Source organism: Streptomyces sp. PKU-EA00015, from assembly GCF_013387495.1.
GTDB lineage: Bacteria > Actinomycetota > Actinomycetes > Streptomycetales > Streptomycetaceae > Streptomyces.
This window is the reverse complement of record NZ_JABZEE010000021.1, coordinates 1-24,399: the sequence shown is the minus strand read 5'-3', so window position 1 is coordinate 24,399 and position 24,399 is coordinate 1. Positions and strand designations below refer to the sequence as shown.

Sequence of the window (24,399 nt, the reverse complement as noted above, 5' to 3'; positions counted from 1 at the left end):
TCGATCCCCCCGCACCCGGTCGGCTTCAGGCACTCTCCCGCTCCGGGCGCGGCAGCCACAGCAGCATCAGGACCGCGGCGCCCAGCAGCACCCCGGCGCCCGTGCGGAAGGCCAGCGCGTAGCCGGACGTCAGCGCCTCGGCCGTGGTCGCGCCGTCCGTGCGGGAGGCCGCGGCGGTGGAGAGGATCGCGAGGCCGAGCGCGCCGCCCATCGTGCGGGAGGTGTTGACGAGGCCGGAGACCAGACCGGCGTCGCCGGGCGCCGCGCCCGAGGTGGCGAGGGAGGCGAGCGGCGTCGCGACGAGGCCGACGCCGGTCATCATCAGCACGCCCGGCAGCGCGATGGTCGTCAGGTACGAGCCGTCCGCCCCCATCGTCGACTGCCAGCCGAATCCGGTGGCGGCGATCAGCGCGCCGAGGACCGCGACGTTCCGCGCGCCGGCGCGCACCATCAGGCGGGGGGCGAGCTTGGAGCCGATGACGATGCTCAACGAGCTGGGGATCAGGGCGAGTCCGGCCTCCAGCGGCGTGTAGCCGAGGACGTTCTGCGCGTAGACGGTCATGAAGAACCACATGGCGAACGACACCGAACCGGTGACCGTCATCGCCACGTTCGCGGCCGACACGGCGCGCGAGCGGAAGACCTTCAGCGGCATCAGGGGTGCGGCCGTGCGCGCCTCCACGGCCACGAACAGGCCCAGCAGCACCAGGCCCCCGAGCAGGGGAAACAGCGTCCCGCTCTCGGCCCAGCCCGACTCCTCCGTCTGCACGATGCCGTACGCGACGGCAGCGAGGCCGCCGGTGACCAGGACCGCGCCCGGCAGGTCGAGGCGGCGGCCCTCGGCCACGCGGCTCTCGCGCAGCCACACCACCGCGCAGGCCAGCACGAGCACGCCGACGGGCACGTTGATCAGGAGGACCCAGCGCCAGGAGAGCAGGTCGGTGAGGACGCCCCCGACGAGACCGCCGGCCGCGCCGCCCGCCGCCCCGACGGCCGACCAGGTTCCGATGGCGCGCGTGCGGGCGGGGCCGGGCGGGACGGCCGCCGTGACGAGCGTGAGCGTCGCCGGGGCGAGGACGGCCGCGCCGAGGCCCTGCACGGCACGGGCGGCGAGCAGCTGCCAGCCCTCCTGCGCGAGCCCGCCCGCCAGCGACGCGGCCGTGAACAGCCCGAGCCCGACGAGGAACATCCGCTTGCGGCCGAAGATGTCGGCCGCCCGGCCGCCCAGGAGCATGAACCCGGCGAAGGCGATGGAGTACGCGTTGAGCACCCATTGCAGCCCGGTGGCGCTCAGTCCGAGGTCCGCCCGCATCGACGGCAGCGCGACGTTGACCACGGAGACGTCGAGCACGACGAGGAACTGACCGGCGCACGCGGCGAGGATCACCGCCCAGGTGCGTGCCGACCGTGAGGCGGCGGACGACGGGAGGGACGTCTGTGTGTGCGAACGGGCTGCGACCATGCGTGTCATGGTCGCAAACGCCCTGCGGCCCGTACATCAGGACAGCGGTGTACGTGTCACCTCGCCGCTGGTCCTACGCCTCCGGGCTGAGCCCGCCAAGGCGCGGGCTCAGGCACGCGGCAGCTCGATCTTCAGCCGGCCGCAGCCGATGCGCTCCGCCTCGGCGGCGACGTAGGCCGGCATGACGTCGGCGAGGAAGTCCCTGCCGCCGTCCATGGATTCCAGCTGTTCGGCCAGGAAGACCACGGGCCCCGTCTGGCACGGCGCCCGGTACACCGCACGCCTCGGACCGGCCGTCCCGTAACCCTTGTCGTCGCTCTCGGCCCCGAAGCGCGTCCCGCCGTACAGCAGCTCCTTGCCGAAGATCTCCGTCAGACCCGGATCGACGATGGTCGTCATCCGCACCGCGGTGTCCGGGTAGGTGCCGCCGAGCTCGCAGGTGCGGGCGGGTCCGTCCGCGCCGCCGCCGATGCGGGCCCGCCTCAGGTACTCGCGGGACGCGGCGGGCACCGTGAGCCCCTTCACCCCGCAGAAGGCGTCTTCGGCCACGTCCACCCGTTCCGGGATCGGCGGGAGGTCGCGCGGCGCGCGGTACGTGCCGGTGCAGCCCAGGTCGCGGATGACGCCGTTGGCCGCGGCCACGACGGTGCGCGCCAGCGCCTCCCGGTCCTCCCGGTCGTGCGGGCCTTCCGAGTCGAAGACGTGCTCCCCCAGGGCCACATCGACCACGAGCGAGGCGTCGCCGTCCTTGGGGCGTCCCGTGCACTGCTGCGGCACGGCGAGCCACGCGCGGTCCGGGGACACCATCCCGGGCAGCCCCTCGCCGAGCGCGACCATCCGGCTGGACAGGTACTCCGCAGGCCAATTGCGGGCGTCGGTGCCGTAGAGCCCGTCGAGGTAGTGGACGCGGAGGACGGCTTGCCGACGCCCCGTGCTGCGGTCGCCGAAGCTGGTGACCCGGCACTGTCCGTACGAGCGTGAGGCGGTCTGCGGATCGCGCCGCAGCTCCTGCTCCTCCGCCTCGATCCGGCGGTCGCCGAACAGCGCGGTGAGGGTCGACTCGTCGAGCGAGTCCCAGCAGGCATCCGCCTTCAGCAGCGGCAGCGTGTCCGTACGCCAGGCCACGACGCCCGCGCCCAGCAGAGCGCCGGCGACGGCTGAGGCGGTGACCGCCCTGGCCGTACGGCTGCGCAGGAGCCTCCGCAGCAGCGAGGGCCGGGGCTCGGCGGCGGACGCGGTCTCCTGCTCCGGCGTCTTGTCGGTCGTCGTCATGCCGTGCCCCTGTCCGCCTTGCATCCGATGCGCTTGCCGACGGAGTCGACGAAGTTCGTGAACACCCGCTTCGCGCTGGGCTTGGCGAGGCCGGTCAGTCCGAGCCGGGTGCTGCCGTAGAAGACGGTCTCGCGTCCCCCGCACTCGACCCGCACGAGCCCCTTGTCCGGCCCCTCGGGCAGGCCCGTGAACAGGGCCGCCAGCCGGGGCGCGGAGGCCATCACGTACTGCGCGGCCGGTTCCTCGTCGAAGCTCTCGGTCAGCCACGCCACGGAGCACGTCTGCAGCCGGTCGCTCACGACGCCGACCTGCTGCCGGTACCTCGACTGCTTCGGCAGGTCGAAGACCACGCCGGGAATCCGGCAGACGGGATTGTCCGCGTCTTCTCTGTCCTCGGCGACGGTCGCCATGGGCGTGTTGGCGCGCAGCGGCTCCTTCGGGGCGCACCCCGCAGCGCGCATCCCGGTGTCGGCGGCCGCCAGCAGCAGTTCGGCGACCTCGGCGCGCGTGCCGATGACGCCCATGCCTCCGGTGACCCGGCCCTCGCGGCCCTCGCTCCAGTTCTCGTTGTGCATCGTCACGACGGAGGGCCTGCCGTCCACGTCGCACGCCTCGGGCAGCACGAGCATGCCCCGGTCACCGCCGACGAGGCCGTCGAGGCCGTCGGGCAGGAAGGAGACGGAGCCGTGCAGGTAGTGGGTGATCCACTCCTGGCGCTTGTCCACGGCGGCGGGGAGAGGGCCGTAGGTCACCGTGACCTTGTCCTCGTCGTCGTCCGACGCCACCTCGACGGTGCACGTGCCCTGCGGCCGCCCGGCGGACGGCGGCGCGGACTCGGTCGCCCGCCGCTCGGCACCCGACTCGTCCACGGCCTCGTCGCCGAGCAGGCGCGGGCCGCTGTTCTGCTGCCACGCGCCCCAGCAGTAGGCGTCCTTGAAGGGCCCGCTGTCCGTGGCCCACAAACCGATCCCGGTCGCGAAGACCGCTCCCGCCAGCACCCCGGCTGTGACACCGAGACGTTTCCGTCTGCTGCCGGCCATGACTTTCCCCCTTGCGAACCCGCCAAGTCAGAGCAAACGCAGCGATGGTACGTGGCGGCCCGTCAGAGCGCGGCGGCGGCTCCCACGAAGGCCGCGAAGGCGGCGGGGGTGAGGGTGAGGACGGGACCGTCGGGGTTCTTGGAGTCGCGGACGGCGACGTGAGGGGCTAGGTGGGCGACCTCGACGCACTCACCGCCGGTGTCGGAGCTGTACGAGGACTTGCGCCAGGTGGCGCCGCCGACGGGGGCGCACTCGACGCACTGCCCACCGGTGTCGGAGCTGTACGACGACTTACGCCAGCGTGCGCCCGTCAGGCCCTGGTCGGTGTCCATAACGTTCCTCCATTACGCGGGCGATGAGTGCCGCGGAGTCCTCCACGGACAGCGCGGCGGCCTGCAGGTGATCGTAACGGAGCGAACCCTCCCTGATAGCGGCCGGATTGGCCGTCATATGGCCCTGGACGAAGTCCTCGGTGTAGACGAGGTCCGGGTCGTCCTCGAACCGCAGCAGAGTGAACGTACCCGGCAGTCCGGCATGCGCGCCGACCGCGAAGGGCAGCACCTGCACCTTGACCCACTCACGCCCGCGCAGCTCCAACAGGTGGGCGAGCTGGTTCCGCATGACCTCGGGACCGCCGACCTCCTGGTGCAGCACGGCCTCGCTGAGCACCACCCACATCAGCGGCGGCGTCTCCCGGTCCAGGATGCGCTGGCGCTCCATCCGCGCGGCCACCCTGGCGTCGAGGTTGTCCTCGTTCCTGAAGCCGAGCACCGCCCGCGCGTACTCCTCCGTCTGCAACAACCCGTCGACCAACTGCGCCTGGTACGTGGAGATGTACGCCGCCTTCGCCTCCATCTCCGCGTACGCCTGGAACCAGTGCGGCAGTTGGCTGCGCAGCACCAGGCCCACGAGCCGGGAGAACATCCCGTCCGTGCCGAGCGCCGCGTCCACCCGTTCGCTGAAGTCCCGTGTGGGGACCTTCTTCGCCGTCTCGATCTGGCCGACCAGCGAGCCGGTGACGAAGATGCACGCCCCCAACTGGCTCTGTTTGAGGCCCGCTTCCTCTCGTCGGCGGCGGAGTTCGAAGCCGTAGTAGTCCAGGGGCGACGCAGAGGGGTCAAGGCTGCGGATGTGCACCATGTAGCCGAGCGTAACCACGCGGACGCGCGCAGGTGATGTGAATCAGGTAACTGCCCGCGAAAGGGGAAGCTACCGGCACGTAAGGCACGATGGCCTCCGATCCGCACACCCGCCCGGAGGACCGCATGCCGCCCGCCACCCCCAAGCCGGAGACCCTCGCCGCCTTCGAGGCCGCCAAGGGCTTCATGCCCGTGGACGAGGGGCTGGCCCTGTACGCGGCCGCTGTCGAGGCGGGGGCGCTCGGTCTGCCGCTGCTCGAAGTGGGGACGTACTGCGGGCGGTCGACGATCCTGCTCGCCGACGCGGCCCGCGAGGCCGGGACGGTGGCGGTGACCGTGGACCACCACCGGGGCAGCGAGGAGCAGCAGCCGGGCTGGGACTACCACGACCCGGAGGTGGTGGACCCGGAGGTGGGGCTGATGGACACGCTGCCCACCTTCCGCCGCACACTGCACCGCGCGGGCCTTGAGGACCACGTGATCGCGATCGTCGGCCGGTCGCCGCAGGCGGCGAAGGTGTGGGCCGGCGAGGTCGGTCTCGTCTTCGTCGACGGCGGGCACACGGACGAGCACGCGACGAACGACTACGAGGGCTGGGCACCGCACATCGCGGAGGGCGGTCTGCTGGTGATCCACGACGTGTTCCCGGACCCGGTGGACGAATTCACCGGCCAGGCCCCGTACCGCGTCTACCTGCGGGCGCTGGGTTCGGGGGCGTTCACCGAGGTGGCGGCGGCGGGGTCGCTGCGGGTGCTGCGGCGCACGGGCGCGGGGATGTCAACTACCCGGGACTGAAGTCCCGGGCTTGCACAGCGTGGCATCACTGGCGGTGCTGCCACGTTTGCGTCCTGCCGCACTCCGGGATCGGGGTACGGCTGGGGCGGTTGACTTTGCCCCGCGTCGCCACAACTCCAGGCCTCTGGCCCGGATGTTGCGGGAGCCGTTGCGGTCTGCGTGATCAACGAATCCACAGGACCGGCACGCGAAGAAGGCCTGGGAGACCCGGTTCGCCTTGTCAATGTGCCCGCACTGGGCGCAGGTGCGGGAGGTGTACGCCGGATCGACGTACACCACCGGAACCCCGGCGCGGCGGGCCTTGTACGCGATGAACTCGCCGAGCTGCTGGAACGCCCAGGAGTGCAGGGTGGCCCGTTGGGGCTTGCGAAGCCGTACCCGCTCGCGAATCCCCGTGAGGTCTTCCAGGGCGATTCCGCGACCGGTGCGTTCTGCCTCGGCCACCACATGTTTCGCGATCTTGTGATTGATGTCCTTCGCCCGCCGGGCTTCCTTGCGTCGCCGCTTCTTCAAACGGCGCCGGGCTGACGGAGTGTTCTTCTTCTGGAGCTTCTGCCGCAGGCCGCGCTCTCTCACCCGGATCCGGTTCAGCTGCCGACCGGCCATGATCTGACCGTCCGACGTGGTGGCGATGTTCACGATCCCCAGGTCGATGCCCAAGAAGTCCACCGGCCCCGTGTTCGGCTCGGCTTCGGGCACCTCACACGTGGCGTTCAGAAACCACATACCGTCCCGATGCACCAGGTCCGACTCGCCCCGCCGGTACCGGGCGAGGGTGGACAGTTGCTCGGGCGAGGCAGTGAAAGTCATTCCCTTGAGCCGCCCCTGTATCGTCCAGATCGACACCGTTCGCTCGGAGATCTGCCAGGACAGCATCCGGTCGTCGTACGGCTGCCCGCCCCCAGGTCGGAAGGCGATCGGCCTGTCGCTCGCCTGGCGGCGGCGTTTCGACCCCGGCCTGCCCAGGTTGCCGGCCCGCAGGTTGGCCCTCAAAGTGGTGTAGGCGTCACAGGTCTTCTTGATCACATGCTGGGCCGCCTGTGCCCCCAGACCCCAACGCGACTTGACCTGCTCGTAGGTGTGCTTGCGCAGGGCGAAGTTCCTGGACTCCCCCCGCTCGAAGGCGACGTTGCTCACCCAGGTGGCGGCCTCGTTGCAGGCACACAGGGTCGCCTCAAGCGCCGCCGCCTGCACGGGCGAGGGCAAGAGCCTGATCTGCACCACCAGCTTCACGGTCACCGACCGTACACATCCGTGCGAGACGCCATCGCACGTTCCCAACCATTCACCCCACCGGATGACCCGACCGCCTCGTCGGCACCCCCGCCCGTCCCCGAAGCGGCTTCCGGCCGCTTCACGCCCGGCAATCACAGTGGATGCCGCGGCGCTCCCCGCCGCGAACACATGGATGCGATTCCTCCCGGGGCTGAAGCCCCGGGTTTCCTCTCAAGAATCCGCTGAACCCCGGCGGCGTCATCCAAGGGACAAGGACCATCGTTTCCGTCCGGCTGAACGGGCAACGATGGTCCCGCTCACCCACGACCGTGTCAGACACCTCATGTCGTTAAGGGGCAAGGGGTGTGGGGGTGGGCGTGATGTGACCAGGCGGTCGCTTGGTCGTAGTGGGTGCGGGTCTTGAGGCAGCCGTGGAGGATGCCGACGAGGCGGTTGCCGAGCTGGCGGAGGGCGGGGTTGTAGCCGACCTCACGGGCTCGCTGTTTGTTCCTTCATGGCGAAGTCGGCGGCGGCGTTGGAGTCCCGTAGCTGCTGAGCAGTCGACACCTGGACCTTCGTGCGGGACGACAGTGAGTGCCCCAACACTTACGGCTGGGTCCGTGATACCTCCTCTCCGACAACGGGAGCAGCGTGTACTGCGGCTTCTAGACGGCCGACGACGGCAAAATCACGCAAGCGCTCGCTTGATCCGCCGACCTACGCGGCCGCGTGTTCCGAGGCAGGACACCGGGCCCGGTTAGCATCGCCACCGTGTCGTACGACGAGAACCAGCATCTCCCCACCGGACCGCGCCGCTCCCGGCGCGGTCTCGTCGCTGTCGCCGCTCTCGTGCCCGTGGGCCTCGCGGGATGGCTGATCTGGCAAGGGGCGGGCGGCGACGGCGCCCCTGGACCTGCGGCGGCCTCGACGCCGTCGTCCGCGGGCAAGCCGGGTGACACCGGCCCGACCGCCTCGGCCTCCCCCTCGGCGTCCCCCTCCGGCTCCCCCAGCGCGTCCGCCACGCGCTCCGCGGCTCCGGAGGGGCCCGGGGGCAAGGGTCCGCTCACGGGGAAGGTGGTCGTCGTCGACCCCGGGCACAACCCCGGTAACTTCCGTCACCCGAGCGAGATCAACAAGCTCGTGGACATCGGGACGAATCGCAAGGAATGCGACACCACGGGCACGGCGACGGCCGATGGATACCGCGAGGCCGATTTCACCCTCGATGTTTCACGACGTCTTCGCACTTTGCTGGAAAAGCAGGGCGCACGGGTCGAATTCACCCATGAAAGCGACCGTCCGTTCGGTCCCTGCATCGACGAACGGGCACGGTTCGGCAACGAAGCGAAGGCCGACGCCGTGATCTCCGTGCACGCGGACGGATCGGCGACCGGTAACCGCGGATTCCACGTCATCCTGCCCGCGCTCGTCAAGGGCGGTGCCGCGGACACGTCGAAGATCGTCGGACCCTCCCGTGACCTGGGGGAACGCATCGCGGGCCACTTCCTGCGCGCGACCGGAAGCGCGCCGTCCAACTATGTGGGCGGCGGTACGGGACTGGACGAGCGCAAGGACCTCGGCGGGCTCAACCTGTCCACCGTTCCCAAGGTGTTCATCGAATGCGGCAATATGCGTGATCCCAAGGATGCCGCTCTGCTGACCAGTCCGGGCTGGCGCCAGAAGGCGGCACAGGGAATGGCGGACGGGATCGGCAGCTACCTCGGGAAGTAACCCGGGCAACTGCGATACCGGGAGGACGGGCGGAACCGGCGGACGATAGATTCGCCTCTACGATGGGGAGTCACCCCCGAGCTCCGCGTCCGTGCACCCGCCCGACCAGGCGGCAGCGACGACCGCCCCGATGAGACGACCTACGAAGGACTGACACGTGAACATCCGCTCCCTCACTCGAGGCGATGGCGTGGTGATCGGAGCAGCGGTGTTGCTGTTCATCGCCTCGTTCCTCGACACGTTCGACTGCTCTGGCAGTGAATGCGACGACGTGCCGACCGCCTGGGACAACGGATCCCTGCTCCTGGGCTTCTACCTCGCCGGCATCATCGGTGCGGCCCTGATCGTCCTGGCCCGCGCGCTGCCGCAGCCCCCGAAGGTCATCGGGCTCGACCTCGGCCAGCTCGGTGTCGCGCTGACGCTCTTCACGGCCTGGTCCGCGCTCGGTGCGATCTTCGACCCGGCCGGTTCGCTCAACGCCGAGGGTTTCAGCCCCGATTCCGGCACCGGGCTCATCCTCGGCTTCATCGCCGCGCTCGTGCTCGCCGCCGGCGCCGTCTGCTCCCTGCTGGTCCCCGCTTTCAAGGCCCCGCTCATCGGCGCCCCCCGCCCGGCCGCCCCGCAGCCGTACGGCATGCAGCCGCAGGGCGGTTACGGATACCCGGGCGCCCAGCAGCCCTACGGCGCGCAGCCGGGTCAGCCGCAGCCGTACGGTGCCCAGACGGGCGCTCCGCAGGCCGGTCAGCCCGGTCAGCAGGCCGCGCCGGCCCCGGCCGACGCCTCGCACGGCGGTGCGGCGTCCGACTTCTCGCCGTTCTGGTTCGCCGTGCCCGTCGCCCGGCCGCTGTACGGCGAGGACGGTTCGCCCACGCCGATCGCCGAACTCGCGCCCGGCACCTGGTACCTGGCGGTCGAGCAGCGCGGTCCGGGCCTGGTGGCCCAGACCCAGGACGGCCGTCGCGGTGTCCTGCAGGACACCTCCGGCATCCAGCGCGGCTGACGTCGCGCACGCCTTCGCGGCCCCTCGCCCCTTCCGGGCGGGGGGCCGCTGCCGTACTCTGACGCCCCGTCAGCGAGCAGTGGAGGCGGCGCACATGCGACTCGGACTCGCCCTCGGCTACTGGGGCCGCGGCCCCGACCCCGCCCATCTCGCCCTGGCCCGTGAGGCCGAGCGGCTCGGCTACGACTCCGTGTGGACGGCCGAGGCGTGGGGGTCGGACGCGTTCACGCCGCTGACCTGGATCGCCGCGCACACCTCCCGTATCCGGCTGGGCACGGCCGTCGCGCAGATGGCCGCGCGCACCCCGACGGCGACGGCGATGCACGCGCTCACCCTCGACCACCTGTCGGGCGGGCGGATGATGCTGGGGCTCGGCCTGTCGGGGCCGCAGGTGGTGGAGGGCTGGTACGGGCGCCCGTTCCCGGCGAGCCCGCTGACCGCGACGCGCGAGTACGTGGACGTCGTCCGCCAAGTCCTCGCCCGCGAGGGGCCCGTGGAGCTCGCGGGACGATTCCACTCGCATCCGTACGCGGGCGCGGACGGCACCGGCACGGGCAAGCCCCTGAGGCCGATCACGCATCCGCTGAGGGCGGACCTGCCGGTGCTGCTGGGTGCGGAGGGGCCGAAGAACATCGCGCAGACGACGCGTATCGCCGACGGCTGGCTGCCGCTGTACTGGTCGCCGCTGCGGACGGACGTGTACGCCGCGTCACTTGCCTCTCTGCCCGAGGGCTTCGTCGTCGCGCCGATGGCACGGGCCCGCGTCTGCGACGACGTCGCCGAGGGGCTGCTGCCCGTGAAGGCGATGCTCGGCTTCTACATCGGCGGCATGGGGCACGCGGCGCGCAACTTCCATGCGGACCTGATGGCACGAATGGGCTTCGAGGAGGAGGCCCGGCGGGTGCAGGAGCTGTTCCTCGCGGGGCGGCGCGAGGAGGCGGTGCTGGCCGTGCCGGACGCGTTCGCGGACGAGATCTCGCTCACCGGGCCGCGGGAACGGATCGCGGAGCGGCTGGAACTGTGGCGCAAGGGGCCGGTGACGGACCTGCTGGTGACGGCTCCGGACCCGCATACGCTGCGGGTGCTCGCGGAACTGAACGCGTAACCCGCTCCCGGGAGAGCCCCGGTTGTCAACGGGGTTGGCCCTGAGGGGTTTCACGCACGCACAAGCGGCAAGACGCTGGTCATGACAACACATGCGAGAAACACCGCGGTGGCGGCGCGGATCGTTGTCGTCGTCGCGGACGTGATGGCCTTCGTGATCGGCCTGTGGATCCTGATGTACCTGCTGGAGGCCAACCGCGCGAACGACCTCGTGGAGTTCGTCCGCGGGGTGGCACGGTGGCTGGCCGGCTGGTCGCACGACCTGTTCACCTTCGACAAGGAATGGGCGAGGGTGGTGGCGGGCTACGGCCTGGCGGCGTTGGTGTACCTGTTCCTGGGGCACGGCGTGGCGGGCCAGCTGCGCAAACGGTAGCGCCTTGCGGGGGCGCGCTTTCCCCCACCCCGCCGTCCCCCTACGGCCGCCAGGCCGTAGGGGGACGGCGGGGTGGGGGACAAACCCCCCGGTCACACCAACCCGCAGCAGTCCCCCGCCAGCCCTCTCGGCAGCCGCTCCCCCCCGAACACCGCCGTCGTCGCCTCGTCGCCCCCCAGCGCCGCCACCGCCAGCAGCAGGGAGCCCGCCGTCCACGTGGTCAGTTCCTCCGGCCACATCGCGCGCTCGCCCTCGAAGACGTAGCCCGTCCAGTACATGCCGTCCTCGGCGCGCAGGTGCCCGATGGACTGGAGGATCTCCAGCGCGCGGTCGGACTCGCCCATCGCCCACAGCGCCAGCGCCAGTTCGCAGCTCTCGCCGCCCGTGACCCACGGGTTCGGCAGGACGCAGCGCACGCCCAGGGCCGGGACCACGAAATCGTCCCAGCGGGACTCGATCCGCGCCTTGGCCTCCGCGCCCGTGACCGCGCCGCCGAGGACCGGGTAGTACCAGTCCATCGAGTAGTGGTCCTTGTCGAGGAAGCGCTCGGGGTGGTGGCGGATCGCGTGGGCCAGCGCGCCGGTGGCGAGTTCCCAGTCCGGCTGAAGCTCCTCCCGCTCCTCCGCGATCGCGAGAGCGCACCGCAGCGCGTGGTGGATCGACGAACTGCCGGTCAGCAGCGCGTCGTTCACCGCCGTGCCGTCCGGCTCGCGCTTCCAGCCGATCTGGCCGCCCGGCTGCTGGAGGCCGAGCACGAACTCGACCGCCGCGAACACCGAAGGCCACATGCGGTCGAGGAACGCCTCGTCGCCCGTGGTCAGGTAGTGGTGCCAGACGCCGACCGCTATGTACGCGCAGAAGTTGGACTCGCGGCCGTGGTCGGTCACGTTGTCCGCGTCGCCGTCGTGGTAGGCGGCGTACCAGGAACCGTCGTCGTTCTGGTGGCGGGCCAGCCACGCGTAGGCACGGGCCGCCGCCTCGTGCTCGCCCGCCGCGTCCAGCGCCATCGCGGCCTCGGTGTGGTCCCAGGGGTCGAGGTGGTGGCCCCGGAACCACGGGATCGCGCCGTCCTCGCGCTGCGCGGCGAGGATGCCCGCGACGGTCTGCGCGGCCTGCTCGGCCGTCAGGACCCCGGGCAGGACCAGGTGATCGGTGCGGCGCGAGGTCGTCACGCGTCGGCCTTGGGCTGGGTGTACCCGCCGCGAAGCGAGGGGGAATGCGGCTTGGTCGCGTACGCCACGAAGCTCTTGCCGACGACCGGGTTGAGGAGCTGCTCCGCGAGCCGGGTGGCGAGCGGCTTCTTCATGATGTCCCAGACGAGCAGCTTGTGGTACGCCCGCACGGCCAGCGCCTTGTCGTTGTCCACTCCGAACGCGCACTTGAGCCACCAGTACGGCGAGTGCAGCGCGTGCGCGTGGTGCGTGCCGTACGGCTTGAGGCCCGCTTCCCGGATCTTGGCGAGCAGTTCGTCGGCCTTGTAGATGCGGATGTGGCCGCCCTCGACCTCGTGGTACGCGTCGCTCAGCGCCCAGCAGACCTTCTCCGGGCCGTAACGCGGCACGGTGACGGCGATCCTGCCGCCGGGCCGCAGCACGCGGACCATCTCGGCGAGCACGCCCTTGTCGTCGGGGATGTGCTCCATCACCTCGGAGATGATCACGACGTCGAAGGACTCGTCGGGGAACGGCAGGTTGAGCGCGTCGCCCTCCATCGCGGTGGCCGTGGCGCCCTCGGGCGCCTCACCCGCCTCCTTCATCGCGGCGAACCACTTGGCGACCTCGCGGATCTCCTCGCCGTTCTGGTCCAGCGCCACGACCTGCGCACCGCGCCGGTAACACTCGAACGCGTGCCGGCCTGCGCCGCAGCCCAGGTCGAGCACGCGGTCGCCCGGGGCGAGCGGAAAGCGGGAGAAGTCGACGGTCAGCACGGGGGTCTGCCTTCCTGGGGGCGGAGCTGGGGTGCGGGGGGTCAGGAGGTACGGGTACGGACGGGTGCCGGCGAGGCGGCGATGGCCTCCCGGTAGCGCTCGGCCGTGCCGATGGCGGCCTGCTTCCAGGTGAAGCGGGCGAGCACCCGGGCCCTGCCCGCCGCGCCGAGCCCGGCCCGCAGGGTCGCGTCGCCGAGGAGGCGGCGCAGGGCGGCGGCCAGGGCCTCGGCGTCGCCGGGCGGCACGGCCAGGCACGTCTCGCCGTCGGGGCCCGCGACCTCGGGGATCGCACCGCCCGTGGTGGCGACGAGCGGGGTGCCGGTGGCCATGGCCTCGGCGGCGGGCAGCGAGAAGCCCTCGTACAGGGACGGCACGCAGGCGATCTGGGCGCTGCGCACGAGGTCGACGAGTTCGGCGTCGGTGATGCCCTTGACGAACCGGACGGCGTCCGCGAGTCCGTACCGTTCGATGAGCTGGGCGACGGGGCCGTCCTCGGCGCGCTTGCCGACGACGACGAGGTGGGCGTCCGGGTTCTCGGTGCGCAGTTTCGCCAGGGCCTCGACGAGGTGGACGAGTCCCTTGAGGGGCACGTCGGCGCTGGAGGTGGTGACGATCCGGCCGGGGACCTCGGCGACCGAGGGATCCGGCGAGAAGAGGTCGGTGTCGGCGCCGATGTGGACGACGTGGATACGGTCGCCGCGTACGCCGAGGTGGTCGGTGATCTCCTGGCGCGAGGAACCGGAGACGGTGAGCACGGACGGCAGGCGGCGGGCGACGCGCTTCTGCATGCGGGTGAAGGCGTACCAGCGGCGTACCGAGGCGCGGCGCTTCCAGTCGGCGGCGGCGTCCAGTTCGAGCTGCCGGTCGACGGTGATCGGGTGGTGGATCGTGGTGACGAGGGGGGCGCCGAGGTCGCCGAGGAGCCCGTAGCCGAGGGTCTGGTTGTCGTGGACGACGTCGAACTCGCCGCGCCGGGCGCGCAGATGGCGGCGGGCGCGCAGGGAGAAGGTCAGGGGCTCGGGGAAGCCGCCGGTCCACATGGTGGCGACCTCGAGGCCGTCGATCCAGTCGCGGTACTCGCCGCGCCTCGGGGTGCGGAACGGGTCGGGCTGGCGGTACAGGTCGAGGCTCGCCAGCTCGGTGAGCGGTACGCCCTCGTCGAGGACCGGGTAGGGCTGGGCGCCTATGACCTCGACGTGGTGGCCGAGGCGGGCGAGCTCGCGCGACAGATGGCGTACGTAGACGCCCTGGCCGCCGCAGAACGGGTTCCCCTTGTAGGTCAGGAGCGCGATGCGCAGCGGGGAGTCGCCGTCGCCGGACGCGCCCGCACGGGGGCCGATCTCTATGGCCTCTGCGGTCACCCACGGCCCCCTTCTCACTGCGTTTCGCCGGAGCGTAATCGGTCGCGCTAATCTAGAACAAGTTACAGACTTGATCGTTCGAGGAGCTTCGAATCTACCGGCAGGTAGCGCAACTGTGACCGGCGGATCAGGTGATTCGCGCCACGGCGCGCGGGCCGTGCCGGGCGATCCGGACGCGTGCGGGGAACGGGACCTATGACAGCGGAAGCCAAGCCGGCGGTGGGTGTGTCACCGCCCCTGACCGAGCGCCAGGAGGCGCGCCGCCGTCGCATCCTGCACGCCAGCGCCCAGCTGGCCTGCAGAGGCGGCTTCGACGCCGTGCAGATGCGGGAGGTCGCGGAGGCGGCCGGAGTCGCCCTCGGCACGCTCTACCGCTACTTCCCCTCCAAGATCCATCTGCTCGTCGCGACGATGCAGGACCAGCTGGAGCGTCTGCACACCACCTTGCGCAAGCGCCCGCCGGGAGGCGAGGGCGCGGCCGAGCGGGTGGCGGAGACCCTGATGCGGGCGTTCCGGGCGCTCCAGCGCGAACCGCATCTCGCGGACGCGATGGTGCGGGCGCTGACGTTCGCCGACCGCAGCGTCAGCCCGGAGGTGGACACCGTCTCACGGCAGACCACGGCGATCATCCTGGACGCGATGGGGCTGGAGCATCCGACGCCGGAGCAGCTGTCCGCGGTGCGGGTGATCGAGCACACGTGGCACTCGGCGCTGATCACGTGGCTGTCGGGGCGGGCGTCGATCGCGCAGGTGAAGATCGACATCGAGACGGTGTGCCGGCTGATCGACCTGACGGCGCCGGACGCGCCCCCGAAGGGACGCGGCCGGACGGCGCGGTAGCCGCTCGCCGCCGGTGCGCCGCGCGGTGTGTCAGGAGTCCTTGTTCTTCTCCAGGTCCTCCCGGAAGAGCTTCTCGCACGCGGGGCCGTTGTCCGTGGCGATGAAGGTGATCAGCAGGAACGTGTCCTTCTGGCCCTGGTAGCTCGCCTTCACGGTCCAGCCGCTCTTGTCCAGCGACTTGATGACCGAGCCCTTCTCGTCGAAGGTCTGCCACTCCTCCCAGCCGCCCTTGCCGAGGGCCGCGACGGTCGCGTCGTAGGACGTCTTCGGGTCGGCGGCCTTCTTGTCGTCGGGCTGCCACGAGACCATGCAGCTCTTGAGGGCCGGCGGGACGTCGTCCGACGGCTTCTCGGTGAAGCCGGCCGCCGTGGCCGCGTCCGCGATCTCCTTGGTCACCGTGGCGGCGTCGAGGCTGCCGCCCGCCTCCGCCGGGGCCTGCGACGAGGAGCCGGACGCGCCGCCCTTGCCCTCGTCCGAGCCGCCCTCGCTGCTGCAGCCGGTCACCACGAGCACCACACCGGCAGCCGCGGCCGCCCACCTCGCCTTGCGCACAGTTGTCCCAATCCGACGTGAACGGCGGCCCGTTGCCCCCGTGATCATGGATCAGAAGTCTCGCACGGTCGCGGGCGCGAAGCCTCGCGACCCCTCAGGGGGCGATGGGCAGCCGGCGCTTGTGGTCGGTGAGGCGGTAGCGGCCGACGATCGTCCCGAAGGCCCGCTCGTCCACCGGCTTGCCCTCCAGGAAGTCGTCGATGTCGTCGTAGGTGACACCGAGCGCGTCCTCGTCGGCCTTGCCCGGGTCGAGGGTCTCCAGGTCGGCCGTCGGGGTCTTCCACACCAGTTCGGCGGGCGCGCCCAGCGCGTCCGCGACGGCGCGCACCCGGCGCTTGGTCAGGCCGGTCAGCGGGACCAGGTCGGCCGCGCCGTCGCCGAACTTGGTGAAGAAGCCGGAGACCGCCTCGGCGGCGTGGTCGGTGCCGACGACCAGGCCGTCGTGCGCGCCGGCCACCGCGTACTGGGCGATCATGCGCTGGCGTGCCTTGATGTTGCCGTGCACGAAGTCCTGGTGGTGGGCGTCGCGGAAGCTCACGCCGGCGGCCAGTGTGGCTTCGAGCGCGGCGTCGCTCGCCGGCTTGATGTCCACGGTCAGCACGTGGTCGGCCCGGATGAAGGAGAGCGCGAGCTGGGCGTCGTGCTCGTCGGCCTGGACCCCGTAGGGCAGTCGCATCGCGTAGAACCGCGCCTCGTGGCCGGCCGCCCGGGCCCGCTCGACGGCGAGCTGGCACAGCCGGCCGGTGGTGGTGGAGTCGACGCCGCCGCTGATGCCGAGCACGAGGGAGCGCAGACCGGTGGAGGTCAGCCGCTCGGCGAGGAAGGCCACCCGGCGTTCGATCTCCCGCTCGGCCTCGAAGGTCTCGGCGACCTCGAGTTCCCGGGCGATCTCCTGCTGCAGGGCGATGGACGCCGGCTCGCTCACGTCTGCTCCTCGTTCCGGTTCGCGGTGTGCTGTCGCGCCCACCCTACCCAGCGGGTTTCCGGCGGAGCCGGGTCGGACGGCCCGGTGGGAGCACCTTGCGGCCGGGCTGCGGGGAGCGGGCCGGGTCCGTGCCGCGATCCGCCGGGCACCCGGACACGGTGGTCAGTCCTCCGGCGGGAAGACCGTCTCGCCGCTGTCCGGCAACGTGATCGTGATCGCCTCCACGGGGCAGTTCTCGGCCGCGGCCAGGACCTCCTCGCTCGCGTCCGCCGCCTCGGCGCGCGGATGCGACTGCCGCGCGGTGTCGAGCCGGAAGCCGTCAGGGGCGTGGCCCACGCACATGCCCGAGCCGATGCACACGCCCCGGTCCACCTCGACGCGCCAGCGGTCACCCATCGGCCCGCGCCTCCCATCCGGCGGGCAGGTGGATCATCTTGTGCTCCAGGTACGCCCCGTACCCCTCGGGCCCGAACTCGCGCCCGAGACCGGAGTTCTTGTAGCCGCCGAACGGTCCGAGCATGTCGAGGCTGAAGGTGTTGACGTTGTACGTGCCCGTCCTCACGCGACGCGCGAAGTCGATGCCGTGCTCGACGTCGGAGGTCCACACGCTGCCGCTGAGCCCGTAGTCGGAGTCGTTCGCGATCGCGGCGGCCTCGTCCTCGTCGCCGTAGGGCAGCAGGCAGATCACCGGGCCGAAGATCTCCTCGCGGGCGATGCGCATGGAGTTGTCGACGCCGCCGAAGAGGGTCGGCTCCACGTACCAGCCGCGGTCCAGGTGGGCCGGACGTCCGCCGCCGCTGAGGATCTTGGCGCCCTCTTCCTGGCCGACGCGGATGTAGTCGAGCGAGCGCCGTTGCTGGCGTTCGGCGACCAGCGGCCCGACCTGGGTGGCCGCGTCCAGCGGGTCGCCGACGACCAGCTCGCAGGCCGCCGCGGCGAACGCCTCGGCGATCTCGTCGTACCGGCTGCGCGGCGCGAGGATACGGGTCTGGGCCACGCACGCCTGTCCGTTGTTCATCCACGCGGCCGGGACGATCCCGGCGACGGCGCCCGCGAGATCCGCGTCGGGCAGGATCACGGCCGCCGACTTGCCGCCGAGCTCCAGGGTGACGCGGGTGAGGTTGCGGGAGGCGACCTCCATGACGCGCTTGCCGGCCGCGACCGAGCCGGTGAAGGACACCTTGTCGACACCGGGGTGGCCGACGAGGTACTCGCTCACCTCCCGGTCCGCGGGCAGGATCGACAGCACGCCCTCCGGCAGCCCGGCCTCCTGCGCGATCTCGCCGAGGAGGTAGGCGTCGAGCGGCGACTCGGGCGACGGCTTGAGGACCGCGGTGCAGCCCGCGAGGAGCGCCGGGCCGAGTTTGGCGGCGGCGGTGAACTGCGGGACGTTCCACGGGACGACGGCCGCGACGACACCGACGGGCTCGCGGCGCACCAGCACCGGGCCGAGGACGCCGTCGCGGTGCTCCTCGTGGACGAAGCCGCGGGCGACCGCTATGGCCGCGTCCCACACCATCATCGCGCCGAGGGCCTGGGCGAGGACGCTCCAGGAGTACGGGGAGCCGTTCTGCGCGCTGATGCAGCGGGCGATCTCCTCGTGGCGTACGGCGATCGCGTCCTTGATCCGGGAGACGACCTCGATGCGTTCGCCGAGGGACATCCGGGGCCAGGGCCCCTCGTCGAAGGCGCGGCGCGCGACGGCGACGGCCCGGTCGACGTCCGCGCGCGAGGCGTGCGGGACGCGGCCGATGACCTCTTCGGTGTGCGGGGAGACGACGTCGATGGTGTCGCTCCCGAGCGGATCGGCCGGCCGGCCGCCGATGAACAGTTGTCGGTACTCCTGGAAGTCGGTCATGACCGCTGCCTCCCACTGGGCCGGCCGTCTCCGGCGCCGTGGCCCACGCCGTATCTGACGGTGCTTCAGAACTGATACCAGTTCCTGTTCCAGGAGTCCACGGGTGGGGACCGGCCACCGGCCGCGACGCCGGCCGGCACCCACCCCCGCACCCGGTCCCCCAGAGGCAGGAGACCAGGGCAACCATGAGAACCGGTTCTCGTTATAGTCGACGGACGGGCAACAGCCCTCGGGCGGACGGGAGATGAAACTCCATGACGCAGGTGACCGACCACGGAGGCGGCGTACGGTCCCTCCGCGTCCCGATTCCCGACAATCCTCTCGGCCACACGGTGGTCCACCTCCTCGAGACCGACCGGGGCCCGGTACTCGTCGACACGGGCTGGGACGACCCCCACTCCTGGCACACGCTCACCGCCGGACTCGAGGCGTGCGGAACCTCGGCCGCCGAGATCCACGGCGTGATCGTCACCCACCACCACCCCGACCACCACGGGCTGTCCGGACGCGTCCGTGAGGCGTCCGGGGCGTGGATCGCGATGCACGCCGCCGACGCCGCCGTCGTCCGCCGCACCCGCGAGGCCGAACCGGGTATGTGGCTCGCCTATCTGACCGACAAGCTGGAGCGGGCCGGGGCGCCCGAGGACCACCTGGCCCCGCTGCGCGCCGCGCGGGCCACGGGCGGCGGACGGCTGCCCGGACTGCGCGCCGCCCTGCCCGACCGCGAGATCGTCCCCGGCGAACTGCTCGGCCTCGCGGGCCGCCGGCTGCGCGCCGTGTGGACGCCCGGCCACACCCCCGGCCATGTCTGCCTGCACCTGGAGGAGGACCACCCGGCACGGCGCCCCGGGCACGGCCGGCTCTTCTCCGGGGACCACCTGCTGCCCGGCATCACCCCGCACATCGGGCTGTACGAGGACCCGGACGACGACACCGTCACCGATCCACTCGGCGACTACCTCGACTCCCTCGAACGCGTCGGCCGGCTCGGCGTCGCCGAGGTGCTCCCCGCCCACCAGTACGCCTTCACCGACGCGACGGGCCGTGTGCGGGAGCTGCTCGCCCACCACGAGGAGCGGCTCGCCGGGCTGCTGCGCCTGCTGTCGACGCCGCTCACGCCCTGGCAGGTCGCGGAGCTGATGGAGTGGAACAGGCCCTGGGCCGAGATCCCGTACGGCTCCCGCACCATCGCGGTCTCCGAGGCCGAGTCGCATCTGCGGCGGCTGGTGAAGCTGGGCCGGGCGGAGGAGGTGCCCGGCAGCGCGCCCGCGCGGTACGTCGCGGTGTGACCCGGGCCCCGTCCCGCCCAAGTGACCGGCCGGTAGAGTGGCGGCGTCGTCATCATTGCCCGTACGGGGGGAAGCCGGTGCGAATCCGGCACTGACCCCGCAACCGTGAGCCACCACCGGGTGGCAAGTCGGAATGCCTCGTACGCGGTCGTGACCGGCTCGTGTCACCGGCGCCCCGCCGGTGACCGGCACCGTCGAGGCATACGGAGCCGGAGCCCCGGTGCGTCTTCCCGTGCCCGGAACCGGAATCCGGAGCCACAGGAGAGGCAGTACGCCATGACCACCGTCCGCCGCGGCGCCATCGCGCTCGCCGTGTCCGCCGTGCTCGGCACGCCGGCCGCCCCGGCGGCCGCCGCCGCGCCGTCCCCGACGCCGTCGGCCGTGCTGCCGTCCGGTCTGTACGGCAAGGGCGACCCGACGTACGACGGCGTGTGGCGGCAGTCGCTGGCGCTGCTCGCCCAGGACGCGGTCGGGGTCCGGCCCGCGGACAGGGCCGTCGACTTCCTGACCGGTCAGCAGTGCGCCGACGGCGGATTCCCCTCCTACCGCGCGGACGCGGCGAAGGCGTGCGATCCGAAGCTCCCGCGCGACACCAACGCGAGCGCGGCGGCCGTGCAGGCGCTCGTCGCGCTGGGCGACCGCACCCACGTGGTGTCGAAGACGACCGCGTGGCTGCGGTCCGTCCAGAACGAGGACGGCGGCTGGGGCTACAACCCGGGCGGGGCCAGCGACGCGAACTCCACCTCGGTCGTCATCGGCGCCCTGCACGCGGCCGGCGACCACCCGGTGCGCGTGACCTCGCAGAGCGGCAAGACCCCGTACGACGCGCTGCTGACGTTCGCGAAGCCGTGCGGCGGCAAGGACGGCGGCGCGTTCGTCTACCAGACCGGCACCCCCGGCGTCGTCGCCGACTCCACGGCCGCCGCGGTGCTCGCCGCGAACAACAGCGGCATGGTCGCCACCGCGCGCGCCGAGGACCGCGAGGACGCGGTGTGCCAGAAGGCGAGGAACGTCGCGGACGCGGGACACAACGGCGCGGCGTACCTCGCCGAGGGGCTCGCGAAGTCCGGCCACTTCGACACGCCGCCGATGCCGGGCGCCGAGGACAGTGCGCCCCGGCCGGACTTCGGGAACACGGCGGACGCCGTCGTCGCCCTGTCCGCACAGGGCATGACCGCGCAGACGAAGAAGCCGCTCCGGTGGCTCCGGGAGAACGCGGCGGCCTGGGCGAAGGAGAACGGCCCGGCCGCGTACGCCCAGCTGATCTTCGCCGCTCACGCCACGGGGACCGACCCGAGGAAGTTCGGCTCCACGGACCTGGTGGCGGCCCTGAACGCGACGGGTCCGGCGCCCTCGTCGGGTGACTTCTCCGCCGGCGCGGAGACGAAGGACGGGACGTCGGACGAGTCCGCGTCCTCCATGTCCACGTGGTGGCTCGTGGGCGTGTTCTTCGTGGCGGCGGTCGGCGTCGGCTTCCTGTTCAGCGGCCGCAGGAAGAACCGGCTCTGATGCGCGCCCGCTTCCTCGTCCTCCTCGGGCTCGCCGCGCTCCTCGCGGTCGCCGGCACGGCGCCCGCGCAGGCGGCGGGGTACCGCTACTGGTCGTTCTGGCAGAGCAGCGGCGGGACATGGACGTACGCCACCGAGGGCCCGGCCACGGCGCGCCCCGCGGACGGGTCCGTGACCGGCTTCCGCTTCTCGGTCAGCGAGGACAGCGGGGACTCGGCGCAGCCGCGCACCGCCCCCGACTTCGCGGCGATCTGCGCGCGGACGCCCGCGGAGAACGGCACGAAGCGGGTGGCGCTCGTCGTCGACTTCGGCACGCCGAAGGACGCCCCGCAGGGCGAGCGGCCGCCCGCGCGGCGCACCGCGTGCGCGCGGGTGGCGCCGGACGCGACGGCGGCGGAGGCGCTGGCGCGGGTGGCGAAGCCGCTGCGGTACAACAGCGAGGCGCTGCTCTGCGCGATCTCCGGTTACCCGAAGTCGGGGTGCGGAGAACAGGTCTCGGCGAACGAACCCGCACCGACGACGCGGCCCGACTCCGCGGGGAACGACGGCGGCGGCCCGTCGGTGGGCGTGTTCGCGGGCATCGCGGCGGTCCTGGCCCTGGGTGCGGCAGCGCTGTGGCAGTCCCGCCGCCGCGGACGATGACGGGCGACGGGTCGCGCACCGGGGCGTCCGAACGGGCGACCCCGGCACCGCCTGCGACACCCCCGGCCTCGCCGTCGCTCGAGGCAGACCCAGCCCCGCCTGGGGGCACCCCCGGACGGGGTCCGGGGGAGGTTGAGGCGCGGGGCCCGGAGCAGAGCCCCGGCAAGGGCGCTGGACGGTCGAGCGCGCCCGGCGAGGGCAACGCGCACCCCGCCGAGGGCGCCGCGCTCCGCGCGGCCCGCGCGCTGCGCGCGCCCCTCGCCGACCGCGGCAACTCCCTGCATGCCGGGGCCTGGTGGCTCTGGGCCCTCGGGCTCGCGACCGCCGCCTCGCGCACCACCAATCCGCTGCTCCTCGGCCTGCTCGTCGGCGTCGCCGGCTACGTCGTCGCCACCCGGCGCACGGACGCGCCCTGGGCACGGTCCTACGGCGCGTTCGTCAGGCTCGGGCTCTTCGTCGTGGCCGTACGCGTCGTCTTCTCCGTCGCGCTCGGCTCCCCCGTCCCCGGCACGCACGTCCTGTTCACGCTGCCCGAGGTGCCCCTGCCCGGCTGGGCCGACGGCATCCGTGCCGGCGGGCGCGTGACCGGGGAGCAGCTGCTGTTCGCGCTGTACGACGGGGCCAAGCTGGCCACCCTCCTCATCTGCCTCGGCGCCGCCAACTCCCTCGCGAACCCGGCCCGGCTGCTCAAGTCGCTGCCCGGCGCGCTGTACGAGGCAGGTGTCGCCGTCGTCGTCGCCATGACGTTCGCCCCGAACATGGTCGCGGACGTGCTGCGCCTGCGCACCGCGCGGCGTCTGCGCGGGCGTTTGACGGGGGGCGTCCGGGCCGTCGCACAGATCGGACTGCCGGTGCTGGAGGGCGCCTTGGAGCGCTCGGTCGCCGTCGCCGCGTCGATGGACGCCCGCGGCTACGGGCGCACGGCCGAGGTCCCGCCGGCGGTACGCCGCACGACGACCGCCCTGACGCTCGGCGGACTCCTCGGCGTGTGCGGGGGCTCGTACGGGCTGCTGGCGGCGGAGGGCGCCGGGTACGGCGTGCCGCTGCTGGCCGCGGGGCTGCTCGCGGCGGCCGGGGGCCTGTGGCTCGGCGGTCGGCGCTCGGTGCGCAGCCGCTACCGGCCGGACCGGTGGGGTGTCCGGTCCTGGCTGGTGGCCGGGTCGGGCGTGGCCGTCGCGGTGCTGATGATCCGCGCGGCCGCCGTGGACCCCGACGCGCTGCTGCCCGGCGTCGTACCCCCCGCCGCGCCGTCGCTGCCGCTGTGGCCGGCGCTGTCGGTACTGATCGGACTGCTCCCGGCGCTCGTCGCACCCGTACCCGTACCCGCAGGAACCGAGGAGACGACCCCGTGATCCGCTTCGAGGACGTGTCGGTGACGTACGGCGATGCCGGCGCGCCGACGCTGGAGCACCTGGACCTGACGGTCCCCGAGGGCGAACTGGTGCTGCTGGTCGGCCCGTCCGGCGTCGGCAAGTCCACCCTCCTGAACGCGGTGTCCGGCCTCGTCCCGCACTTCACCGGCGGCACGCTGCGCGGCCGGGTGACGGTCGACGGGCGTGACACGCGTACGCACAGGCCCCGTGAACTCGCCGACGTGGTCGGCACGGTGGGCCAGGACCCGCTCGCGCACTTCGTCACCGACACGGTCGAGGACGAGCTGGCTTACGGGATGGAGTCGCTGGGCCTCGCGCCGGACGTGATGCGCCGCCGGGTGGAGGAGACGCTCGACCTGCTGGGCCTGGCCGAGCTGCGGGACCGGCCGATCGCGACGCTGTCCGGGGGCCGGCAGCAGCGGGTGGCGATCGGCTCGGTGCTGACCACGCACCCGAAGGTGCTGGTCCTCGACGAACCGACGTCCGCGCTGGACCCGGCGGCGGCGGAGGAGGTGCTGGCGGTGCTTCAGCGCCTGGTGCACGACCTGGGCACGACGGTGCTGATGGCGGAGCACCGCCTGGAGCGGGTGGTGCAGTACGCGGACCGGGTGGTGCTGCTGCCGGGCCGCGGTCTCCCGCCCGTGGTGGGCGACCCGGCGTCGGTGATGGCGGTGTCCCCGGTCCACCCGCCGGTGGTCGCACTCGGCCGCGCGGCGGGCTGGTCCCCCGTGCCGCTCTCCGTCCGCGACGCTCGCCGCGCGTCGGGGGGCCTGCGGGAGCGCCTGGCGGGGGCCTTTCCCCACCCCGCCCCTTCCCGAACTGGGGCTCCGCCCCAGGCCCCGTACGGCCTTCGGCCGTGTCCTCAAACGCCTGACGGGTTTGTTTTGCCTGCGGCAAATCCAGCCCCGCCTGGGGACACCTCCGGACGGAGTCTGGGGGAGATTGAGGCGCGGGGTCCGGGGCGGAGCCCCGGTTACGGAAAGGGGCGGGGTG

Annotated in this window: 24 protein-coding genes and 1 riboswitch; of the genes, 11 read left to right on the top strand and 13 right to left on the bottom strand. The window is 72.4% G+C overall.

What is annotated here, in order from left to right:
* Positions 1-25: 25 nt before the first annotated feature.
* From HW130_RS15140 to HW130_RS15120, 5 genes are all read right to left on the bottom strand, one after another.
* Positions 26-1,462: an MFS transporter gene (locus tag HW130_RS15140; RefSeq protein ID WP_375256537.1), complete on the bottom strand. Its 1,437-nt coding sequence runs from the start codon at positions 1,460-1,462 to the stop codon at positions 26-28.
* Between the two features lie 108 nt (positions 1,463-1,570).
* Positions 1,571-2,734, bottom strand: coding sequence for a hypothetical protein (locus HW130_RS15135; protein ID WP_177150084.1), 1,164 nt, complete (start codon positions 2,732-2,734; stop codon positions 1,571-1,573).
* Positions 2,731-3,774, bottom strand: coding sequence for a hypothetical protein (locus tag HW130_RS15130; RefSeq protein ID WP_177150083.1), 1,044 nt, complete (start codon positions 3,772-3,774; stop codon positions 2,731-2,733). Before HW130_RS15130 ends, HW130_RS15135 begins: the two co-directional genes overlap by 4 nt.
* 62 nt (positions 3,775-3,836) lie before the next feature.
* Entirely contained in the window at positions 3,837-4,106 is a 270-nt protein-coding gene (locus tag HW130_RS15125) for a DUF397 domain-containing protein (RefSeq protein ID WP_177150082.1), read from the bottom strand.
* Positions 4,066-4,914 carry a helix-turn-helix transcriptional regulator gene (locus HW130_RS15120; protein ID WP_177150081.1) on the bottom strand — a complete coding sequence of 283 codons (849 nt, stop codon included), beginning with the start codon at positions 4,912-4,914 and terminating at the stop codon, positions 4,066-4,068. Before HW130_RS15120 ends, HW130_RS15125 begins: the two co-directional genes overlap by 41 nt.
* A 125-nt stretch (positions 4,915-5,039) precedes the next feature.
* Between HW130_RS15120 and HW130_RS15115 the strand changes: the two genes are divergently transcribed.
* A complete protein-coding gene (locus HW130_RS15115) occupies positions 5,040-5,708 on the top strand; it encodes a class I SAM-dependent methyltransferase (protein ID WP_177150125.1) in 669 nt (222 codons plus the stop codon).
* Here HW130_RS15115 and HW130_RS15110 read toward each other — a convergent pair.
* Entirely contained in the window at positions 5,691-6,941 is a 1,251-nt protein-coding gene (locus HW130_RS15110) for an RNA-guided endonuclease TnpB family protein (protein ID WP_177150080.1), read from the bottom strand. The two genes, HW130_RS15115 and HW130_RS15110, sit on opposite strands and share 18 nt — an antisense overlap.
* A 753-nt stretch (positions 6,942-7,694) precedes the next feature.
* Between HW130_RS15110 and HW130_RS15105 the strand changes: the two genes are divergently transcribed.
* The 4 genes from HW130_RS15105 (at position 7,695) to HW130_RS15090 (ending at position 11,131) form a co-directional block, all read left to right on the top strand.
* Positions 7,695-8,654, top strand: coding sequence for an N-acetylmuramoyl-L-alanine amidase (locus HW130_RS15105; protein ID WP_177150079.1), 960 nt, complete (start codon positions 7,695-7,697; stop codon positions 8,652-8,654).
* A 157-nt stretch (positions 8,655-8,811) separates the two neighbouring features.
* A complete protein-coding gene (locus HW130_RS15100; RefSeq protein ID WP_177150078.1) occupies positions 8,812-9,654 on the top strand; it encodes a DUF5336 domain-containing protein in 843 nt (280 codons plus the stop codon).
* Positions 9,655-9,748: 94 nt separating this feature from the next.
* Positions 9,749-10,759 carry an LLM class F420-dependent oxidoreductase gene (locus tag HW130_RS15095; RefSeq protein WP_177150077.1) on the top strand — a complete coding sequence of 337 codons (1,011 nt, stop codon included), beginning with the start codon at positions 9,749-9,751 and terminating at the stop codon, positions 10,757-10,759.
* A gap of 81 nt (positions 10,760-10,840) precedes the next feature.
* Positions 10,841-11,131 carry a hypothetical protein gene (locus tag HW130_RS15090; RefSeq protein WP_177150076.1) on the top strand — a complete coding sequence of 97 codons (291 nt, stop codon included), beginning with the start codon at positions 10,841-10,843 and terminating at the stop codon, positions 11,129-11,131.
* 92 nt (positions 11,132-11,223) lie between these two features.
* On the opposite strand, the gene HW130_RS15085 is transcribed toward HW130_RS15090, so the two are convergent.
* From HW130_RS15085 to HW130_RS15075, 3 genes are read right to left on the bottom strand one after another with little or no spacing between them, the layout of a single operon-like run.
* A complete protein-coding gene (locus tag HW130_RS15085) occupies positions 11,224-12,303 on the bottom strand; it encodes a prenyltransferase (protein WP_177150075.1) in 1,080 nt (359 codons plus the stop codon).
* Positions 12,300-13,058 carry a class I SAM-dependent methyltransferase gene (locus HW130_RS15080; protein ID WP_177150074.1) on the bottom strand — a complete coding sequence of 253 codons (759 nt, stop codon included), beginning with the start codon at positions 13,056-13,058 and terminating at the stop codon, positions 12,300-12,302. Before HW130_RS15080 ends, HW130_RS15085 begins: the two co-directional genes overlap by 4 nt.
* A gap of 41 nt (positions 13,059-13,099) precedes the next feature.
* Complete coding sequence (locus tag HW130_RS15075; RefSeq protein WP_177150073.1) at positions 13,100-14,419, bottom strand: glycosyltransferase family 4 protein; 1,320 nt, start codon at positions 14,417-14,419, stop codon at positions 13,100-13,102.
* Positions 14,420-14,614: 195 nt separating this feature from the next.
* Here HW130_RS15075 and HW130_RS15070 point away from each other — a divergent pair, with 195 nt between their 5' ends.
* Positions 14,615-15,259 (top strand): TetR family transcriptional regulator, encoded by a 645-nt coding sequence (locus tag HW130_RS15070; protein WP_177150072.1) that lies wholly within the window; start codon positions 14,615-14,617, stop codon positions 15,257-15,259.
* Positions 15,260-15,289: 30 nt separating this feature from the next.
* On the opposite strand, the gene HW130_RS15065 is transcribed toward HW130_RS15070, so the two are convergent.
* The 4 genes from HW130_RS15065 to HW130_RS15050 all read right to left on the bottom strand — a co-directional run bounded on the left by HW130_RS15065 (position 15,290) and on the right by HW130_RS15050 (position 18,594).
* On the bottom strand, positions 15,290-15,811 hold the full coding sequence (locus HW130_RS15065; protein ID WP_177150071.1) for a hypothetical protein: 522 nt from the start codon (positions 15,809-15,811) through the stop codon (positions 15,290-15,292).
* Positions 15,812-15,905: 94 nt separating this feature from the next.
* On the bottom strand, positions 15,906-16,736 hold the full coding sequence (gene nadE, locus HW130_RS15060) for an ammonia-dependent NAD(+) synthetase (protein WP_309140446.1): 831 nt from the start codon (positions 16,734-16,736) through the stop codon (positions 15,906-15,908).
* Positions 16,737-16,898: 162 nt separating this feature from the next.
* Entirely contained in the window at positions 16,899-17,132 is a 234-nt protein-coding gene (locus HW130_RS15055; protein WP_177150070.1) for a ferredoxin, read from the bottom strand.
* Complete coding sequence (locus tag HW130_RS15050; protein WP_177150069.1) at positions 17,125-18,594, bottom strand: aldehyde dehydrogenase; 1,470 nt, start codon at positions 18,592-18,594, stop codon at positions 17,125-17,127. Before HW130_RS15050 ends, HW130_RS15055 begins: the two co-directional genes overlap by 8 nt.
* 254 nt (positions 18,595-18,848) lie before the next feature.
* Here HW130_RS15050 and HW130_RS15045 point away from each other — a divergent pair, with 254 nt between their 5' ends.
* The 5 genes from HW130_RS15045 to HW130_RS15025 form a co-directional block, all read left to right on the top strand.
* Positions 18,849-19,883 carry an MBL fold metallo-hydrolase gene (locus HW130_RS15045; RefSeq protein ID WP_177150068.1) on the top strand — a complete coding sequence of 345 codons (1,035 nt, stop codon included), beginning with the start codon at positions 18,849-18,851 and terminating at the stop codon, positions 19,881-19,883.
* 68 nt (positions 19,884-19,951) lie between these two features.
* Positions 19,952-20,021, top strand: a riboswitch (cobalamin riboswitch).
* Between the two features lie 138 nt (positions 20,022-20,159).
* Entirely contained in the window at positions 20,160-21,392 is a 1,233-nt protein-coding gene (locus HW130_RS15040) for a prenyltransferase/squalene oxidase repeat-containing protein (protein ID WP_177150067.1), read from the top strand.
* On the top strand, positions 21,392-22,033 hold the full coding sequence (locus tag HW130_RS15035) for an SCO2322 family protein (protein ID WP_177150066.1): 642 nt from the start codon (positions 21,392-21,394) through the stop codon (positions 22,031-22,033). The genes HW130_RS15040 and HW130_RS15035 overlap by 1 nt, the downstream gene beginning before the upstream one ends.
* Positions 22,006-23,385: an energy-coupling factor transporter transmembrane protein EcfT gene (locus tag HW130_RS15030; protein ID WP_309140445.1), complete on the top strand. Its 1,380-nt coding sequence runs from the start codon at positions 22,006-22,008 to the stop codon at positions 23,383-23,385. Before HW130_RS15035 ends, HW130_RS15030 begins: the two co-directional genes overlap by 28 nt.
* On the top strand, positions 23,382-24,399 hold a 1,018-nt coding region (locus tag HW130_RS15025; RefSeq protein ID WP_309140444.1), incomplete at its 3' end, for an ATP-binding cassette domain-containing protein. The genes HW130_RS15030 and HW130_RS15025, both read left to right, overlap by 4 nt.

Excerpts from the sequence above, each read along its gene's own strand:
- HW130_RS15140 (WP_375256537.1), bottom strand. The coding sequence starts at position 1,462 with ATGGTCGCAGCCCGTTCGCACACACAGACGTCCCTCCCGTCGTCCGCC.
- HW130_RS15135 (WP_177150084.1), bottom strand. The coding sequence starts at position 2,734 with ATGACGACGACCGACAAGACGCCGGAGCAGGAGACCGCGTCCGCCGCC.
- HW130_RS15130 (WP_177150083.1), bottom strand. The coding sequence starts at position 3,774 with ATGGCCGGCAGCAGACGGAAACGTCTCGGTGTCACAGCCGGGGTGCTG.
- HW130_RS15125 (WP_177150082.1), bottom strand. The coding sequence starts at position 4,106 with ATGGACACCGACCAGGGCCTGACGGGCGCACGCTGGCGTAAGTCGTCG.
- HW130_RS15120 (WP_177150081.1), bottom strand. The coding sequence starts at position 4,914 with ATGGTGCACATCCGCAGCCTTGACCCCTCTGCGTCGCCCCTGGACTAC.
- HW130_RS15115 (WP_177150125.1), top strand. The coding sequence starts at position 5,040 with ATGCCGCCCGCCACCCCCAAGCCGGAGACCCTCGCCGCCTTCGAGGCC.
- HW130_RS15095 (WP_177150077.1), top strand. The coding sequence starts at position 9,749 with ATGCGACTCGGACTCGCCCTCGGCTACTGGGGCCGCGGCCCCGACCCC.
- HW130_RS15090 (WP_177150076.1), top strand. The coding sequence starts at position 10,841 with ATGACAACACATGCGAGAAACACCGCGGTGGCGGCGCGGATCGTTGTC.
- HW130_RS15070 (WP_177150072.1), top strand. The coding sequence starts at position 14,615 with ATGACAGCGGAAGCCAAGCCGGCGGTGGGTGTGTCACCGCCCCTGACC.
- HW130_RS15055 (WP_177150070.1), bottom strand. The coding sequence starts at position 17,132 with ATGGGTGACCGCTGGCGCGTCGAGGTGGACCGGGGCGTGTGCATCGGC.
- HW130_RS15050 (WP_177150069.1), bottom strand. The coding sequence starts at position 18,594 with ATGACCGACTTCCAGGAGTACCGACAACTGTTCATCGGCGGCCGGCCG.
- HW130_RS15045 (WP_177150068.1), top strand. The coding sequence starts at position 18,849 with ATGACGCAGGTGACCGACCACGGAGGCGGCGTACGGTCCCTCCGCGTC.
- HW130_RS15040 (WP_177150067.1), top strand. The coding sequence starts at position 20,160 with ATGACCACCGTCCGCCGCGGCGCCATCGCGCTCGCCGTGTCCGCCGTG.
- HW130_RS15035 (WP_177150066.1), top strand. The coding sequence starts at position 21,392 with ATGCGCGCCCGCTTCCTCGTCCTCCTCGGGCTCGCCGCGCTCCTCGCG.